Source organism: Citrobacter sp. Cpo089 (genome assembly GCF_030332695.1).
In the GTDB taxonomy this organism is placed as follows: domain Bacteria; phylum Pseudomonadota; class Gammaproteobacteria; order Enterobacterales; family Enterobacteriaceae; genus Citrobacter; species Citrobacter portucalensis.
On sequence record NZ_JAOWHJ010000073.1, the window covers coordinates 206,347 to 221,622 of the forward strand.

Sequence of the window (15,276 nt, forward strand, 5' to 3'; positions counted from 1 at the left end):
GCATCTTGAAGGATGACGTGTATCAAGGAGCGGTGATGTATTACGGATTTGACATCGGCGGGACCAAAATTGCGCTGGGCGTGTTTGATAAGCAACGTCGTCTGCAATGGGAAACTCGCGTTCCTACGCCTCGCGACAGCTACGACGCTTTCCTTGATGCGGTCTGCAATCTGGTGACGGAAGCGGATCAGCGGTTTGGCATCAAAGGTTCGGTAGGCATCGGCATTCCGGGCATGCCGGAAACCGAAGACGGCACGCTGTACGCGGCCAACGTTCCTGCCGCCAGTGGCAAACCGCTCCGCGCCGATCTCAGCGCTCGCCTTGACCGCGATGTGCGTCTGGATAACGATGCGAACTGTTTTGCTCTCTCCGAAGCCTGGGATGACGAGTTCACCCAGTATCCGCTGGTGATGGGGTTGATCCTCGGTACGGGCGTCGGCGGCGGCCTGGTGCTTAACGGGAAATCCATCACCGGACGCAGCTATATCACCGGTGAGTTTGGTCATATTCGTTTGCCGGTTGATGCGCTGACGCTGATGGGCTTTGATTTCCCGCTGCGCCGCTGCGGATGCGGTCAACTGGGATGCATCGAAAGCTATCTTTCCGGCGGTGGATTTGCGTGGTTGTATCAGCATTACTACCATCAACCGCTGGATGCCCGCGAAATTATCGCGCTGTGGGAGCAGGGTGATGAGCACGCGCTGGCCCACGTTGAACGCTATCTGGATTTGCTGGCGGTGTGTCTTGGGAATATCCTGACTATCGTCGATCCTGATTTGGTGGTGATTGGCGGAGGCTTGTCGAATTTTACCGCTATTACGACGCAACTGACGAACCGATTGCCGCGTCATCTGCTGCCGGTTGCCCGGGTACCGCGTATTGAGCAGGCACGGCACGGTGATGCCGGCGGGATGCGCGGGGCTGCTTTCCTACATCTTACCGATTAATACAAAGAGGTTGTTATGCTGTCGCGTCGGGGTCATCGGTTAAGCCGCTTTCGTAAAAATAAACGCCATTTGCGCGATCGCCTGCGTCAACGAATCTTTTTCAGAGACAGAGTGGTGCCTGAATTGATGGAAAAACCAAGAGTGCTGGTACTGACTGGAGCGGGAATCTCCGCTGAGTCAGGAATTCGAACATTCCGCGCGGCGGATGGTCTCTGGGAAGAACATCGGGTAGAGGACGTTGCGACTCCGGAAGGATTTAGTCGAAACCCGGAACTGGTTCAGTCGTTTTATAACGCCCGTCGCCATCAGTTGCAACAGCCGGAAATCCAGCCCAACGCGGCGCATATCGCACTGGCAAAACTCGAAGCCGAGTTGGGCGATCGTTTTTTACTGGTGACGCAGAACATTGATAATCTGCATGAGCGTGCGGGCAGCCAGAACGTTATCCATATGCACGGCGAGTTGCTCAAAGTTCGCTGTTCGCAAAGCGGGCAGATTCTGGAATGGACGGGCGATGTGACCCCGGAAGATAAATGTCATTGCTGCCAGTTTCCGGCACCGCTGCGACCACACGTAGTGTGGTTTGGTGAAATGCCGCTGGGTATGGATGAAATTTATATGGCACTGGCAATGGCAGATGTGTTCATTGCGATTGGCACATCGGGACATGTTTATCCGGCAGCGGGTTTTGTGCATGAGGCGCGGCTGCATGGGGCACATACGGTAGAACTAAATCTCGAACCGAGCCAGGTAGGCAGCGAGTTTGAAGAGAAGTATTACGGTCCGGCAAGCCAGGTAGTGCCTGAGTTTGTTGAGAAGTTATTGAAAGGGCTGTGATTTTTTTTGCCGGATGGCGGCAAATGCCTTATCCGGCCTACGGTTTGCATTTATGTAGGCCCGATAAGCGTCGCGCCATCGGGCATTCCTTACAACGCTGAATTAGCGTCCTGCTTTTAGCTTCTGATAATACTCTTCGTAGATAGCACTGGCGGAACCGACATCGTTCTGCCATTCCCCTTTGTTGATGGTTTCTGCATCAGGGTAGAGCGTTTTGTCGTTCGCGACCTCAGGACTTAACAGCTTGCGTGCTGCCAGGTTTGGCGTCGGGTAACCGATAGTTTCTGCGACTTCTTTCGCCACGTCCGGGCGCAGCAGGAAGTTAATCAGCTTCAGTGCACCTTCTTTGTTTTTCGCGTTAGCCGGAATAGACAGGCTGTCCATCCAGAAAATGCCACCTTCTTTCGGCCATACCACTTCCAGCGGTGTGCCCGCCTGACGCGCAACATACGCGGAGCCGTTCCACACCATCCCCAGATTAACTTCGCCTTCCATATACGGGTTGGCCGGGTTGTCAGAGTTAAATGCCGCAACGTTAGGCATCAGCTTCTTCAACTCGTTATAGGCGGCTTCAATCTCTTTAGGAACGGTGGTATTGCCGGAATATCCCAGCTTGCGCAGCGCCATCTGGAACACTTCTCGCGCATCATCGGTTAACAGCAGACTGCCTTTGTACTCCGGCTTCCACAGATCGGCCCAACTGGTGACGGTTTTAGGATCGATAGCATCGCTGTTGACGCCAATGGCCGTCGCACCCCAGATATACGGGATGGAGTAGTCATTGTTCGGGTCAAACGGCTTGTTGAGCATTTCCGGATCGAGGTTGTGGAAGTTGGTCAACGTCGATTTGTCGATCTTCTGGATCATGCCTTCTTTACGCATTTTATCGACGTAATAGGTGGACGGAACCACCAAATCGTATGCGCCGTCTTTATAGGTTTTGAGCTTGGCGTACATGGTTTCATTCGACTCGTAGGTCGAATAGATAACCTTAATGCCGGTTTCTTTGGTGAACTGTTCCAGCAGACCCGGTGGTACGTATTCAGTCCAGTTATAGAAATAGAGCGTGTTGTTGTCATTCGCGTGAGCGGCGCTCATGCCCAGTGCCAGAGCACCCGCCGCGAGCAGGTGGCGTGACCATTTTTTCATCATTTAACGTCCCCTGAATTAAGGGCCTTAGCGGCCCTTGGTTTTATCACGTGCAATAAGCTGGCTGGCAATCACCATAACCAGCGACAGAACCAACAAAATGGTCGCCAGCGCGTTCACCTCTGGTGATACGCCGACTTTAACCATTGAGTAGATTTTTAATGGCAAAATTTCATAACCCGGTCCGGTGACGAAAGATGAAACAACAACATCATCCATCGACAGCGTAAAACTCAGCAACCAACCCGCAGCCACCGCAGGCATAGCCAGTGGTAGTATTATCTTGCGCAGAATAGTTACTTCGCTGGCACCCAAATCTTTAGCCGCCTCAAGCATGCGGACATCAAAACCTTTCAGGCGAGAGTAAACCGTCACCACCACAAAAGGCAGACAAAAAGTGATATGCGAGAACAGCAGCGACCAGAAACCCAGTTGAATGCCGATCAGCATAAACAGCACCAGCAGAGATATTGCCATCACAATATCCGGCGACATCATCACCACGAACAGCATGCCACTGACGAACGGTTTACCGCGAAAACGGTAACGGTACAGCGCAACCGCAGTAAGTGAGCCGATCAAGGTGGCAAACGTGGCGGATAGCACCGCCATCGTCAGCGAGTGCTGTGCTGCCTGCAACAGGCTGTCGTTATTCATCAGCAGGCCGTACCATTTGGTAGTAAAACCCTGCCAGTTGATGCCAAAGCGCGAACTGTTAAAGGAGTTCACAATCAGAATGATGATTGGAATATACAGATACGCGTAGATAGCGGTCATAAAACCGCCGCGAAGCAGTCGACCGATCATTCGAGTTCCACCTTCTTGTTCAGTAAGCGGGAGGCGCGCCAGTAGATCAGCAGCATCAGACCCATCACGATGGTCAGCGTAATGCTGGTGGCTGCACCAAACGGCCAGTCGCGGATGTTCAGGAACTGAACTTTAATTACGTTACCAATCAGCAGGTTTTTCGCACCGCCCATTAAGTCGGAAACGTAAAACAGCCCCATTGCGGGCAGCATGACCAGCAGGCATCCGGCGATAATCCCCGGCATCGTCAACGGAATAATGATGCGAGTGAAGGTCTGAAGCTTATTGGCACCTAAATCGCGTGCGGCTTCCAGCAGCGGTTTATCGAGCTTTTCAATGCTGGAATAGAGCGGCATCACCATAAACGGCAGCAGGATGTATACCAGCCCGATAATCACCGCGCTGGGGGTAAACATAATGCGAATGGGTGTATCGATAACGCCGAGCCATAACAGAAACTCGTTGAGATAGCCTTTGGTACTGAGGAAAATTTTGAGTCCGTAGATGCGAATAAGGGAATTGGTCCAGAACGGAACAATCAGCAGGAATAGCAGCAGCGGGCGTACTTTTTCCGGCAGTTTCACCAAAAACCAGGCAAACGGGTAGCCGAGTACCAGACAGGCGAGCGTGGCAATCAGCGCCATATTGAGGGAGTGAACCAGCACCTCAAAATAGAGCGGATCGAGCAGACGCGTATAGTTCTCCAGCGTAAAGACCATTTTGACGAAATTGGCGTCGTCACGGGTCAAAAAGCTGGTGCCGATGATCATCAGGTTGGGCAGAAAGACAAATAACACAAGCCAACCGACAATGGTGAAGATCACCACACTCTGGAATTTACTTGTGCTCTTCATCAGCCAGTACGACCTCCCAGCTTTCTACCCAGTTAATTGCCATTTTCTGGTCGAGCGAGTGGTCAAAGTCAGGATCATCTTCGTTGAAGAATTCGCTGACCATCACCATCTTGCCATTTTCCAGTTCTACAACCGACTCCAGCGTCATGCCTTTGTAGTTGCGTTCGCGCACGTAGCCGATCAGGCCTTCGATATGATTATCATCGTTGATTTCATCAACGCGTAAATCTTCAGGGCGTAACAGAACGTGCAGCTTTTGTCCGGGAACTACCGCGAAGTTGACATAAATATTGCACTCGCGGCCTTCAACGTTAGCACGAACACGTTGTTCATCCAGACGTTCAATCACCGTGGCGTTAAACATATTGATCTCGCCGATAAACCCGGCGACAAACAGATTCTTTGGCTCTTCGTAGATTTCGCGCGGCGTACCGTCCTGCTCAATCTTACCATCGCGCATCACCACGATGCGGTCAGACATAGTCAGCGCTTCTTCCTGATCGTGTGTGACAAAGACAAAAGTGATACCAAGCTTACGCTGCAGCGCTTTCAGTTCGTTCTGCATCTGCTTACGCAGCTTGTAGTCCAGCGCAGAGAGGGATTCATCTAACAAGAGTAAGCGGGGTTTGTTGACCACTGCTCGGGCAATCGCTACGCGCTGCTGCTGTCCGCCGGAAAGTTGATGCGGTTTTCGCTGGGCAAACTCTTCCAGTTGCACCATGCGCAGGGCTTCGGTAACGCGGGGAGAAATGTCGGCTGCGGGCGTTTTTTGCATGCGCAAACCAAAGGCCACATTCTCAAACACAGTCATGTGGGGGAATAGCGCATAGCTTTGGAAGACGGTATTCACGTAGCGATTTTCCGCTGGAACGTGAGTGATGTCCTCGTTGTCCAACAAAATATGACCGGAATCAACCGTTTCCAGACCGGCAATCAGGCGAAGAACGGTTGTTTTACCGCAGCCAGAGGGGCCAAGCAGCGTAAGAAACTCGCCATTATTGATGGTCAAATCCAGGCTGGAAATCACCTCTTTGCCATCGAAACTTTTGCGAATTCCCGCTAATTGCACCAGTGGAGAAAGCGAACGCGGTTGTTTATTCAATTTTTTACTCTGTCCCATGTAAACGCAACGGATGGCTGACCGATGCGGGGTTTGTGGTTAACCACCTTGATGACTCTTAATGAGGGCCGTTATTCTACGGCAAACCATTGTAATCGCCAATCCTTGTTGCGAATTACTGACTTAGCCCTATAGTCAGAGGGGATGTCAGGGCGAAATATTCTCACTTGCGGGGATAAAAGTGACCTGACGCAATATTTGTCTTTTGTTGCTTATTGATAATGTTGTCACAAAAAGTGAGGGTGACTGCATGGATAAACTACTTGAGCGTTTTTTACACTACGTGTCGCTGGACACCCAATCAAAATCGGGCGTGCGGCAGGTACCCAGCACCGAAGGACAGTGGAAATTATTACAACTGCTCAAACAACAGCTCGAAGAGATGGGGCTGGTTAATATTTCACTGAGCGAAAAAGGCACGCTGATGGCAACGTTACCTGCTAACGTTGCTGGTAATATTCCTGCGATCGGCTTTATTTCCCATGTGGATACCTCACCGGATTTCAGCGGTAAAAATGTCAATCCGCAAATCGTTGAAAACTATCGCGGTGGCGATATTGCGTTAGGCATTGGTGATGAAGTTTTATCGCCGGTGATGTTCCCGGTGCTGCATCAACTTCTGGGTCAGACGCTGATCACCACAGACGGTAAAACGTTGTTGGGCGCGGATGATAAAGCAGGCGTGGCGGAAATCATGACCGCACTGGCTGTGCTTATCCAAAAAAATATTCCGCACGGTGATATCCGCGTGGCCTTTACGCCGGACGAAGAGGTGGGTAAAGGGGCGAAGCATTTTGACGTTGCGGCATTCGATGCGCAGTGGGCCTATACCGTTGACGGTGGTGGCGTAGGTGAGCTGGAGTTTGAAAACTTCAACGCCGCGTCGGTTAATATCAAAATTGTTGGCAACAATGTGCATCCCGGCACCGCAAAAGGGGTGATGGTGAATGCGCTGTCCCTGGCGGCGCGTATTCACGCTGAGGTTCCGGCAGATGAAAGCCCTGAAAAGACGGAAGGCTATGAAGGCTTTTATCATCTGGCGAGCATGAAAGGGACGGTCGATCGGGCGGATATGCACTACATTATTCGTGATTTTGACCGTAAGCAGTTTGAAGCGCGTAAACGCAAGATCATGGATATCGCCAAGAAGGTTGGCAAAGGGTTACACCCAGACTGCTATATCGAACTGGTGATTGAAGACAGTTACTACAATATGCGCGAAAAAGTGATTGAGCATCCGTACGTGCTGGATATCGCCCAGCAGGCGATGCGCGATTGTGATATTGAGCCGGTGCTGAAACCGATCCGTGGCGGCACTGACGGCGCGCAGCTGTCGTTTATGGGATTACCGTGTCCGAATCTGTTCACCGGCGGCTACAACTATCATGGCAAGCATGAGTTTGTGACGCTGGAAGGAATGGAAAAAGCGGTGCAGGTGATTGTGCGTATTGCTGAATTGGCCGCGAAACAAAAATAAAGCATGTGTAGTTGCCGGATGGCGCTTTGCTTATCCGGCCTACAATATTTCACTCCAGTAGGCCTGATAAGACGCATGGCGTCGCATCAGGCACAGTCCGCATTACCCTTCGAAGAACCAGTACCCGCTGTTGACCAGCGCGGCAAGCATGGCAAGGAAAGAAGGATCCTCCAGCGCATCCTCAAAGTTCTCAGCCGTCAGCACAATATGACTGGCCAGCGCTTCCAGCGCAGGACGATGTGGCGAGTCAATTTTCTCACCGTTAGCGTAGACGTCATCGCCAATGCGCAATACGCGCAATCCGCCCAGACGCACTAACACATCACCTTGTTTCAGGGCATCATAAATTTCGTCTGGCTGATACGGTGGCTCCGGCGGGGCAATATCCAGCTCATGACGAGACTGAGAGATAAACTCGCCAAACCACTGCTGAAAATGTTCTGGCTGATTAATCAGACCCAGCATCATTTCGCGCAGCTTGTCCATTTCCTGCGGCAGAACATCTGCCGGATGATCGCGCGGTGGCAGGTCAGGATCGCTGTAATAGGTGCTGCCCAGTTCGCGTTGCAAAACGTAATCGGCGAACCCGCTGATCAGCTCGCGAGTGTTTGGCGCGCGGAAGCCAACCGAATAGTTCATCGCGTTTTCTAACGCATAGCCTTCGTGCGGGAATCCCGGTGGAATGTACAGGATATCGCCGGGTTCCAGCTCTTCATCAATGATGGCTTCGAACGGGTCGACCTGAAGAAGATCCGGGTGAGGGCAGTGCTGCTTCAACTGCAGCTTTTCGCCTACGCGCCAGCGACGACGACCGGTTCCCTGAATGATAAATACATCGTACTGATCCAGGTGTGGGCCAACGCCGCCGCCGGGTACAGAGAAAGAAATCATCAGATCGTCGATACGCCAGTCCGGTAATTCACGGAACGGGCGCATCAGCGCGGCGGTAGGTTCGTGCCAGTGGTTGACCGCCTGCACCAGCAAAGACCAGTTGTTCTCGCCAAGATGGTCGTAGCTTTCGAAGGGACCATGGCTAACCTGCCATTTACCATCCTGATGGCTGACGAGTCGGCTGTCGACTTCGCTTTCCATTGCCAGTCCAGCCAGTTCGTCAGGAGAGAGTGGGTCGATAAAGTTGTTAAACCCGCGTTTTAAGACCACCGGGCGTTTCTGCCAGTGGCGTTCAAGAAAATCGGGCCAGTTAAGTGTGAGTTGGTATTCCATAGTGAGCATCCCGCAGGCTGGTATCTGCAACCGATTATAACGGATACTTAACCTCAAGCGTGAAGTCAGTACATATTTATTACATGCGACGATTACTCGTCTTTCTGGCCCGGCTGCTGGCGGCCAAAAATAACTTCCATGCGCGCTCCACCCAGCAGGCTATCACCAGCAATAATTTGCCCGTCATACTGTTCGGTGATTTCTCGCGCCACCGCCAGACCGACGCCTTGTCCGGGACGTAGTGTATCTACGCGCTGTCCACGGTCAAACACCACTTCCCGTTTGCTTTGCGGAATACCAGGACCATCGTCTTCGACCAGAATATGCAGCTGATCCTCAGACAGTTGCGCCGAAATCTCGACAAACTCCAGACAATATTTACAGGCGTTATCCAGGACGTTGCCCAACACCTCGACAAAGTCATTCTGTTCACCCACAAAGCTGATCTCAGGTGAGATATCGAGATTAATGTTGACCCCTTTACGCTGATACACTTTATTCAGCGCCGAGGTGAGCTTATCCAGCAACGGCGCGACCGGGTGCAGCTCGCGGCTGAGTAGGGCACTGCTGCCACGCATACTGGCGCGATGCAGGTAATAGCCTATCTGTTGGGAAATACGACTGATTTGTTCCAGCATGATAGGCTCTGCGTCGCTGACGTTCATCTTTTCGTTACGCATTGAGCGCAGCGTACTTTGCAGTACCGCTAGTGGCGTTTTCAGGCTATGGGTGAGATCGGTTAACGTGGTGCGGTATTTATCGTAGCGCTCACGTTCGCTTTTTAAAAGTCGATTGAGATTGCGAACCAGGCTGGTCAATTCGCGTGTGGTGGCGGGGTTTAGCATCTCACGATGATGTTCCTCAAGCTCACGGACTTCACGCGCTAGCGACTCAATTGGCCGCAGGCTCCACCAGGCGGCCACCCATAACAGCGGAATGACCAGCAACAGATTGGCGACCAGGACATAAATAAACCAGCTCCAGACCATATACGAGCGCTTTAGCTCTATAGGAATGGTGTCGACAACCACAATAGTCAGTTGCGGCATTCTGGCTGTGGCGGGGTAGACGTTCACCGCCACGGAGTGGGTCATTTCGGCGTCGTCATCATCTTCTCTGACTTCTTTTAACTGCTGCTGAGCGGAGTGATCTTCGCCCAGTAAAGTGCTGGTGGCGTCTACATTGGCTTCAATTTCATGAAAACCGTTCGTTTTTAGCCAGTCAGGTTGGATACTTTGCGTCAACCAGGGAACATTGCGCTGCGCCCACAACAACTCACCGCTTTCGTTATAGATCAGCGACATTGTTGGACTTTGCATGTCGAGATGTTCAGGCAGCTCGACGTTTATCTTGCCGTTTTCCCACTTTGCCAGGGTATAAAACAGATTACTTTCACCCCGCAGCAGGCGGAACGTTGTCTTATCAAAGCTGACGCTGTAGCCCACCAGGGCAACCATGCCGTAGGCCAGCGAAAGCACCAACACCACGCCTGCGGTTGCCAGTAAAAAGCGCAACCGCAGCGATAATGGAAAAAAATGACGCAATAGTTTATTCATTGGCGCAGTTCAAAAAGATATCCCTGACCACGCACGGTGGTGATGACGTCGTCCGGATACTGCGCCTGTATTTTCTTACGCAGACGTCCCATTAGAACATCAATGGTGTGACTTTCGCGCAGCTCGGCATCCGGATAAAGCTGCAGCATGAGCGAATCTTTACTGACCACTTTGCCATTATTACGGATGAGCGTTTCCATAATGGTGTATTCAAACGCAGTGAGCTTGATAACTTCATCATTGACGGATAACTCGCGTCGAGAGAGGTCCACCTGAAAAGGCGGAAGGGAGATAATTTGCGATGCCAGACCGCTGTTGCGGCGCATCAGTGCCTGCATGCGCGCAGCCACTTCTTCGATGTGAAACGGTTTGGTGACATAATCGTCAGCGCCAGCGCTGAGGACTTCCACCTTGTCCTGCCAGCCTTCGCGCGCGGTTAATACCAGAATCGGCAGCGAAACCTCATTACTGCGCCAGCGGCGGATCAGCGACAAACCATCTTCATCGGGGAGTCCTAAATCAACGATCGCGATATCCGGCAGATGTTCATTCAGATAATAGTCCGCTTCCTTCGCATCTTCTGCATCATCCACCTGATGCCCTAAATCCTGTAACTGAACCTTGAGGTGGTGGCGTAATAAAGCATTATCCTCGACAACCAGTACGCGCATCATCGTTTCTCCCTAAAATAATGGTATGAATAGTTTAACGCTGATTATGTGGCTGTGGGGATAAACATTTAATAAACCGGGGAAAGGGATAATCTCGCGGACAATAAAAAAGCCGGAAGCGCTGATGCTTTCCGGCTTACTACGATATGAACGGAAGACCGGAACAGGCTCAAGCACGCTCCGGCATCAAACAGATTACTTCAGTTCATCAACCATGGTGATGGCGCGACCAATATAATTGGCAGGCGTCATTGCTTTCAGGCGAGTTTTCTCTTCTTCCGGCAGCGCCAGACCGTCGATAAACTGCTTCATACCTTCGGCGTCAACGCGCTTACCGCGGGTCAGCTCTTTCAGTTTCTCGTACGGCTTCTCAATACCGTAGCGACGCATCACGGTCTGAATCGGCTCTGCCAGAACTTCCCAGTTATGATCCAGTTCATCCAGCAGATGATCGCGGTTCACTTCCAGTTTGCTCACGCCTTTCAGCGTGGACTGATACGCGATCAGCGCATAGCCAATACCTACGCCCAGGTTACGCAGAACGGTAGAGTCAGTCAGGTCACGCTGCCAGCGGGAGACCGGCAGTTTGCTCGCCAGGTGCTGCAGAACCGCGTTAGACAGACCCAGGTTACCCTCGGAGTTTTCGAAATCGATGGGGTTAACTTTGTGCGGCATGGTGGAAGAGCCGATTTCACCCGCGATGGTTTTCTGTTTGAAATGGTTCAGCGCCACGTAACCCCAGACATCGCGGTCAAAGTCGATCAGGATGGTGTTGAAACGGGCGATGCAGTCAAACAGCTCGGCAATGTAGTCGTGCGGCTCAATCTGCGTGGTGTACGGGTTCCACTGGATGCCCAGCGAGGTGACAAACTCTTCGCTGAACTGATGCCAGTCAACTTCCGGGTAAGCGGCGATGTGGGCGTTATAGTTACCGACTGCACCATTGATCTTACCAAGAATTTCAACCTGGTTGAGCTGACGATACTGACGTTCCATACGGTAAGCCACGTTAGCCATTTCTTTGCCTAGCGTAGAAGGGGTGGCTGGCTGACCGTGGGTACGGGAGAGCAGAGGAATATCGCGATACTGTACAGACAGATCTTTCACCGCGTCGATAAGCTTACGCCAGTACGGCAGAACCACTTCGTCGCGTGCGGTTTTCAACATCAGCGCGTGAGACAGGTTGTTGATGTCTTCTGAAGTACACGCAAAGTGGATAAATTCGGAAACAGCGTGCAGTTCCGGGATATCCGCCACTTTCTCTTTCAGGAAATACTCAACTGCCTTCACATCATGGTTGGTCGTACGCTCAATGGTTTTGATGCGCGCAGCATCTTCTTCATTGAAGTTAGCGACGATCGCATCAAGGAAACCGATTGCGTCGGCAGCAAAAGCAGGAACTTCCTTGATCGCTGCGTGCGCGGCCAGTTTTTGCAGCCAGCGTACTTCAACCTGTACGCGGAATTTCAGCAAACCGTATTCGCTGAAAATCCCGCGCAGCGCGCTGACTTTATCGCCGTAGCGTCCATCGACAGGGGAAACGGCGGTCAGTGAGGATAATTCCATAGATCACAACTCCGGGGTTAAATGAGCAAGAATTTGTTTTGCCTGAGTCGTCAGGCGATTACGAGAAAACATGAGTTGCAGACGGCCTCCACCAACCTGATGCCAGAGCACGGCAGCACGGATGCCAGCCAACAGCGAAGCGCGTACTTTAGCCTGTACTTGTGGGCTCTGAAGGATGGCCGGGGAACCCGTGACCTGAATACGCGGGCCGAGTGGGCTGATGACGTCAACATAAATGCCAGCCATCGCACTCATCAACGTTTCTGACTGCAAATCAAAATGGTCTAGTTGGCGCTGCAAGCCGCTAATACGGTCTCCCAGCGTGTCCATAGCGCCCTTGGCCGCTGACAGCTTACGCTCCAGCACCATCAGGCTTAGCGTATAGCGGGTGAGTTCCGCGTTCAGTCCCTGACGACTGCTGGCGTTCAGTACGCCAAGCAGCGTTTCAAGGCCAAGACGCAGATTGGCTTCGCTGCCGCCAAACACGCCCAGCGTAGAGCTGGGATTCATGTCGATGACACTGTTCAGTGAAACGTGTAATGCATCGGCATCACAATGCCCCTGGTGCGCCAGTTCCTGCACCAGGCGTGCCGACTGACAAATGCCTGCCAGGGCGAGGGTGATGTCATAATAATTCTTTGCCACGTTCACTGCTTCCTTGTATCAAATGTGTAAGTAATTATACCGGCAGAGGCAATCGTTGTTCGATAATGCCGCCGCCGAGGCACACTTCGCCATTGTAAAAGACAGCCGACTGACCCGGCGTGACCGCCGCGACTGGCTCGTCGAAAATGACTTCAATACGCTCAGCATCCAGTGCCTTAACGGTGCACGGAATGTCGGTCTGACGATAGCGGGTTTTCACCGTGCAGCGCATGGTACCGGTGAACGGTTCGCGATCGACCCAATGCAGCTGTTGCGCCACCAGCCCAACGGACATCAGACGTGGATGTTCATGACCCTGAGCGACAACCAGAATGTTGTTCTCAACGTCTTTATCCACCACATACCATGGATCTTCTGTCCCTTCTTTCGTTCCGCCAATACCCAGACCTTTACGCTGACCCAGAGTGTGGTACATCAGCCCCTGATGCTGGCCAATCTCTTCGCCGTCAACGGTGATGATTTTGCCTGGCTGAGCCGGCAGGTAACGACCAAGAAACTCGCGGAACTTACGTTCGCCAATGAAGCAGATGCCGGTGGAGTCTTTTTTCTTGGCTGTAATCAGACCAAGATCTTCGGCAATTTTACGCACCTGCGGTTTTTCCAGTTCACCGACCGGGAACAGGCTTTGCGCGATTTGCTCATGGCCGAGCGTATAGAGGAAATAACTCTGGTCTTTATTGCCATCGAGCCCACGCAGCAGGCGGCTTTTGCCGTCGACATCCGCGCGACGCACGTAGTGACCGGTGGCGATGTAATCGGCACCTAAATCTTCTGCGGCAAACTCAAGGAAGGCTTTAAACTTAATTTCTTTATTGCACAGAATATCCGGGTTCGGCGTACGGCCCGCTTTGTACTCTTCAAGGAACAGTTCAAAGACGTTGTCCCAGTATTCTGCGGCAAAGTTGACGGTATGCAGTTCAATGCCGAGTTTGTCACAGACAGCCTGCGCATCCGCAAGGTCGGCGGCCGCTGTGCAGTATTCCTCGCCATCGTCCTCTTCCCAGTTCTTCATGAACAGGCCTTCTACCTGATAGCCCTGTTGTTGTAACAGCCAGGCAGAAACGGAGGAATCGACACCGCCGGACATGCCGACGATCACTTTTTTTGGGCTTTCAGACATAGGAATACTCACGACATTGAACTTCAAGGCGGCATATTCTAGCACGCAGCCCTTTACTTGACACCCTCTGTAAACGGCCAGTTAAATTCGCCGATCATGGCCAGTGGGTAGCGCTGTCCGCTCTGATAACAGCGAATACTCTCTGCAACCAACGGCGAACGCAGGTTTGGCGCAGAGAAAATCTCTTCTGCGCTGACCCAGCGACAGCAATCTATATCGCTGTCATGGGGTTCTGTAGCGCACATATTGGCAAGCTCGATAGAGAAAAGAAAACGCAAAAAGGGCGTTCTGTCCGGCGCAATCCATTGATGCATTCGAATGAAATGTTGTGGCTGTGCTTTGATACCTGTCTCTTCCCACAGCTCGCGAGCGGCGGCTTGCACTAAAGTTTCATCCGCTTCCAGGTGCCCGGCAGGTTGATTCCACAGGGCTTTGCCATTGATTGTTTCCTCAACGACTAAAAATTTGTCTTCTGCATGCACAATGCAGGCGACCGTAACGTGTGGTTTGAACATACCTGTTCCTTATTCAGTTAGTTGCATCCCGCCACACGCCATTGGCGAGGTTGTCCAGCGTGTAATCCCCCATGGCATAGCGGATGAGGCGCAGCGTAGGAAATCCAACATGCGCTGTCATACGACGTACCTGACGGTTGCGGCCTTCATATAAGGTAACTTTCAACCAGCTGGTGGGAATGTTTTTCCGTTCCCGAATCGGCGGATTTCTCGGCCACAGCCATACGGGTTCCTCTACTACTTCAATGCCTGCGGGTAGCGTGGGGCCATCATTGAGCGTTACTCCGTTACGCAGGGCGTCCAGCGCTTCTGCTGTCGGCTCGCCTTCAACCTGGACGTAATAAATTTTCCCGGTACGCTTACCGGGTTGCGTTAACCGCGCCTGCAGCGCGCCGTCATTGGTTAGCACCAAAAGCCCTTCGCTGTCCCGGTCGAGTCGGCCCGCCGCATAAATTCCCGGCACGGGAATAAAATCTTTTAACGTGCTTCTGCCAGCCTCGTCAGTAAATTGTGGCAAAACATCGTAGGGTTTATTGAACAAAACCACGCGTTTTGGCTGGTTTTCTTTACGCTGCTTAGTGACTTGTCGTGAGCTGAATCGCTCAACCCGGTGATTTCTAAAAGAAGTTTTTTGCATGGTATTTTCAGATTATATCAATTGCCGCATTATAGCCTAAGAACGAGTGTCTTTCATGGCGGCGAACAATAGGGTAGTATTGACACGCTCATTACAAATCATTAACAAAAAGTTGCTCTAACGCATCCGT

At 52.0% G+C, this 15,276-nt stretch carries 15 protein-coding genes; 3 read left to right on the top strand and 12 right to left on the bottom strand.

The window, feature by feature from the left end; genetic code table 11:
* Positions 1-35 precede the first annotated feature (35 nt).
* On the top strand, positions 36-947 hold the full coding sequence (nagK, locus tag OGX92_RS20825; protein WP_126956049.1) for an N-acetylglucosamine kinase: 912 nt from the start codon (positions 36-38) through the stop codon (positions 945-947).
* A 15-nt stretch (positions 948-962) separates the two neighbouring features.
* Positions 963-1,784 (top strand): Sir2 family NAD+-dependent deacetylase, encoded by an 822-nt coding sequence (gene cobB, locus OGX92_RS20830; protein WP_003832281.1) that lies wholly within the window; start codon positions 963-965, stop codon positions 1,782-1,784.
* Positions 1,785-1,886: 102 nt separating this feature from the next.
* Here cobB and potD read toward each other — a convergent pair whose 3' ends face one another.
* From potD to potA, 4 genes are read right to left on the bottom strand one after another with little or no spacing between them, the layout of a single operon-like run.
* Positions 1,887-2,933 carry a spermidine/putrescine ABC transporter substrate-binding protein PotD gene (gene potD, locus OGX92_RS20835; RefSeq protein ID WP_220395346.1) on the bottom strand — a complete coding sequence of 349 codons (1,047 nt, stop codon included), beginning with the start codon at positions 2,931-2,933 and terminating at the stop codon, positions 1,887-1,889.
* Between the two features lie 27 nt (positions 2,934-2,960).
* Positions 2,961-3,740, bottom strand: a complete 780-nt coding sequence (gene potC / locus OGX92_RS20840) for a spermidine/putrescine ABC transporter permease PotC (RefSeq protein WP_003030794.1) — start codon at positions 3,738-3,740, stop codon at positions 2,961-2,963.
* Positions 3,737-4,594: a spermidine/putrescine ABC transporter permease PotB gene (gene potB / locus OGX92_RS20845; RefSeq protein ID WP_003832285.1), complete on the bottom strand. Its 858-nt coding sequence runs from the start codon at positions 4,592-4,594 to the stop codon at positions 3,737-3,739. The genes potC and potB overlap by 4 nt, the downstream gene beginning before the upstream one ends.
* A complete protein-coding gene (gene potA / locus OGX92_RS20850; RefSeq protein WP_003832287.1) occupies positions 4,578-5,714 on the bottom strand; it encodes a spermidine/putrescine ABC transporter ATP-binding protein PotA in 1,137 nt (378 codons plus the stop codon). Before potA ends, potB begins: the two co-directional genes overlap by 17 nt.
* A gap of 250 nt (positions 5,715-5,964) precedes the next feature.
* Between potA and pepT the strand changes: the two genes are divergently transcribed.
* The gene (gene pepT, locus OGX92_RS20855) at positions 5,965-7,191 is read left to right on the top strand and encodes a peptidase T (RefSeq protein WP_003832289.1); all 1,227 of its coding nucleotides are present in this window, start codon (positions 5,965-5,967) and stop codon (positions 7,189-7,191) included.
* Between the two features lie 102 nt (positions 7,192-7,293).
* Here pepT and roxA read toward each other — a convergent pair whose 3' ends face one another.
* The 8 genes from roxA to rluE all read right to left on the bottom strand — a co-directional run bounded on the left by roxA (position 7,294) and on the right by rluE (position 15,146).
* Entirely contained in the window at positions 7,294-8,415 is a 1,122-nt protein-coding gene (gene roxA / locus OGX92_RS20860) for a [50S ribosomal protein L16]-arginine 3-hydroxylase (RefSeq protein ID WP_003030786.1), read from the bottom strand.
* Positions 8,416-8,507: 92 nt separating this feature from the next.
* Positions 8,508-9,971: a two-component system sensor histidine kinase PhoQ gene (phoQ, locus tag OGX92_RS20865; RefSeq protein WP_149335809.1), complete on the bottom strand. Its 1,464-nt coding sequence runs from the start codon at positions 9,969-9,971 to the stop codon at positions 8,508-8,510.
* Positions 9,968-10,642: a two-component system response regulator PhoP gene (gene phoP / locus OGX92_RS20870; protein WP_193135038.1), complete on the bottom strand. Its 675-nt coding sequence runs from the start codon at positions 10,640-10,642 to the stop codon at positions 9,968-9,970. Before phoP ends, phoQ begins: the two co-directional genes overlap by 4 nt.
* Positions 10,643-10,837: 195 nt before the next feature.
* A complete protein-coding gene (gene purB / locus OGX92_RS20875) occupies positions 10,838-12,208 on the bottom strand; it encodes an adenylosuccinate lyase (protein WP_003832400.1) in 1,371 nt (456 codons plus the stop codon).
* Between the two features lie 3 nt (positions 12,209-12,211).
* Positions 12,212-12,853, bottom strand: a complete 642-nt coding sequence (hflD, locus tag OGX92_RS20880) for a high frequency lysogenization protein HflD (protein ID WP_003832401.1) — start codon at positions 12,851-12,853, stop codon at positions 12,212-12,214.
* A 34-nt stretch (positions 12,854-12,887) separates the two neighbouring features.
* Positions 12,888-13,994 (bottom strand): tRNA 2-thiouridine(34) synthase MnmA, encoded by a 1,107-nt coding sequence (mnmA, locus tag OGX92_RS20885; RefSeq protein WP_003832402.1) that lies wholly within the window; start codon positions 13,992-13,994, stop codon positions 12,888-12,890.
* A 53-nt stretch (positions 13,995-14,047) separates the two neighbouring features.
* Positions 14,048-14,509, bottom strand: a complete 462-nt coding sequence (locus OGX92_RS20890) for an NUDIX hydrolase (RefSeq protein WP_008784446.1) — start codon at positions 14,507-14,509, stop codon at positions 14,048-14,050.
* A gap of 13 nt (positions 14,510-14,522) precedes the next feature.
* Complete coding sequence (rluE, locus tag OGX92_RS20895) at positions 14,523-15,146, bottom strand: 23S rRNA pseudouridine(2457) synthase RluE (protein WP_063941459.1); 624 nt, start codon at positions 15,144-15,146, stop codon at positions 14,523-14,525.
* Between the last annotated feature and the right edge of the window lie 130 nt (positions 15,147-15,276).

What these genes read in the sequence shown, in the direction of transcription:
- nagK (WP_126956049.1), top strand. Translation starts at nt 36, where the DNA reads ATGTATTACGGATTTGACATCGGCGGGACCAAAATTGCGCTGGGCGTG.
- cobB (WP_003832281.1), top strand. Translation starts at nt 963, where the DNA reads ATGCTGTCGCGTCGGGGTCATCGGTTAAGCCGCTTTCGTAAAAATAAA.
- potD (WP_220395346.1), bottom strand. Translation starts at nt 2,933, where the DNA reads ATGAAAAAATGGTCACGCCACCTGCTCGCGGCGGGTGCTCTGGCACTG.
- potC (WP_003030794.1), bottom strand. Translation starts at nt 3,740, where the DNA reads ATGATCGGTCGACTGCTTCGCGGCGGTTTTATGACCGCTATCTACGCG.
- potB (WP_003832285.1), bottom strand. Translation starts at nt 4,594, where the DNA reads ATGAAGAGCACAAGTAAATTCCAGAGTGTGGTGATCTTCACCATTGTC.
- potA (WP_003832287.1), bottom strand. Translation starts at nt 5,714, where the DNA reads ATGGGACAGAGTAAAAAATTGAATAAACAACCGCGTTCGCTTTCTCCA.
- pepT (WP_003832289.1), top strand. Translation starts at nt 5,965, where the DNA reads ATGGATAAACTACTTGAGCGTTTTTTACACTACGTGTCGCTGGACACC.
- roxA (WP_003030786.1), bottom strand. Translation starts at nt 8,415, where the DNA reads ATGGAATACCAACTCACACTTAACTGGCCCGATTTTCTTGAACGCCAC.
- phoQ (WP_149335809.1), bottom strand. Translation starts at nt 9,971, where the DNA reads ATGAATAAACTATTGCGTCATTTTTTTCCATTATCGCTGCGGTTGCGC.
- phoP (WP_193135038.1), bottom strand. Translation starts at nt 10,642, where the DNA reads ATGCGCGTACTGGTTGTCGAGGATAATGCTTTATTACGCCACCACCTC.
- purB (WP_003832400.1), bottom strand. Translation starts at nt 12,208, where the DNA reads ATGGAATTATCCTCACTGACCGCCGTTTCCCCTGTCGATGGACGCTAC.
- mnmA (WP_003832402.1), bottom strand. Translation starts at nt 13,994, where the DNA reads ATGTCTGAAAGCCCAAAAAAAGTGATCGTCGGCATGTCCGGCGGTGTC.
- OGX92_RS20890 (WP_008784446.1), bottom strand. Translation starts at nt 14,509, where the DNA reads ATGTTCAAACCACACGTTACGGTCGCCTGCATTGTGCATGCAGAAGAC.
- rluE (WP_063941459.1), bottom strand. Translation starts at nt 15,146, where the DNA reads ATGCAAAAAACTTCTTTTAGAAATCACCGGGTTGAGCGATTCAGCTCA.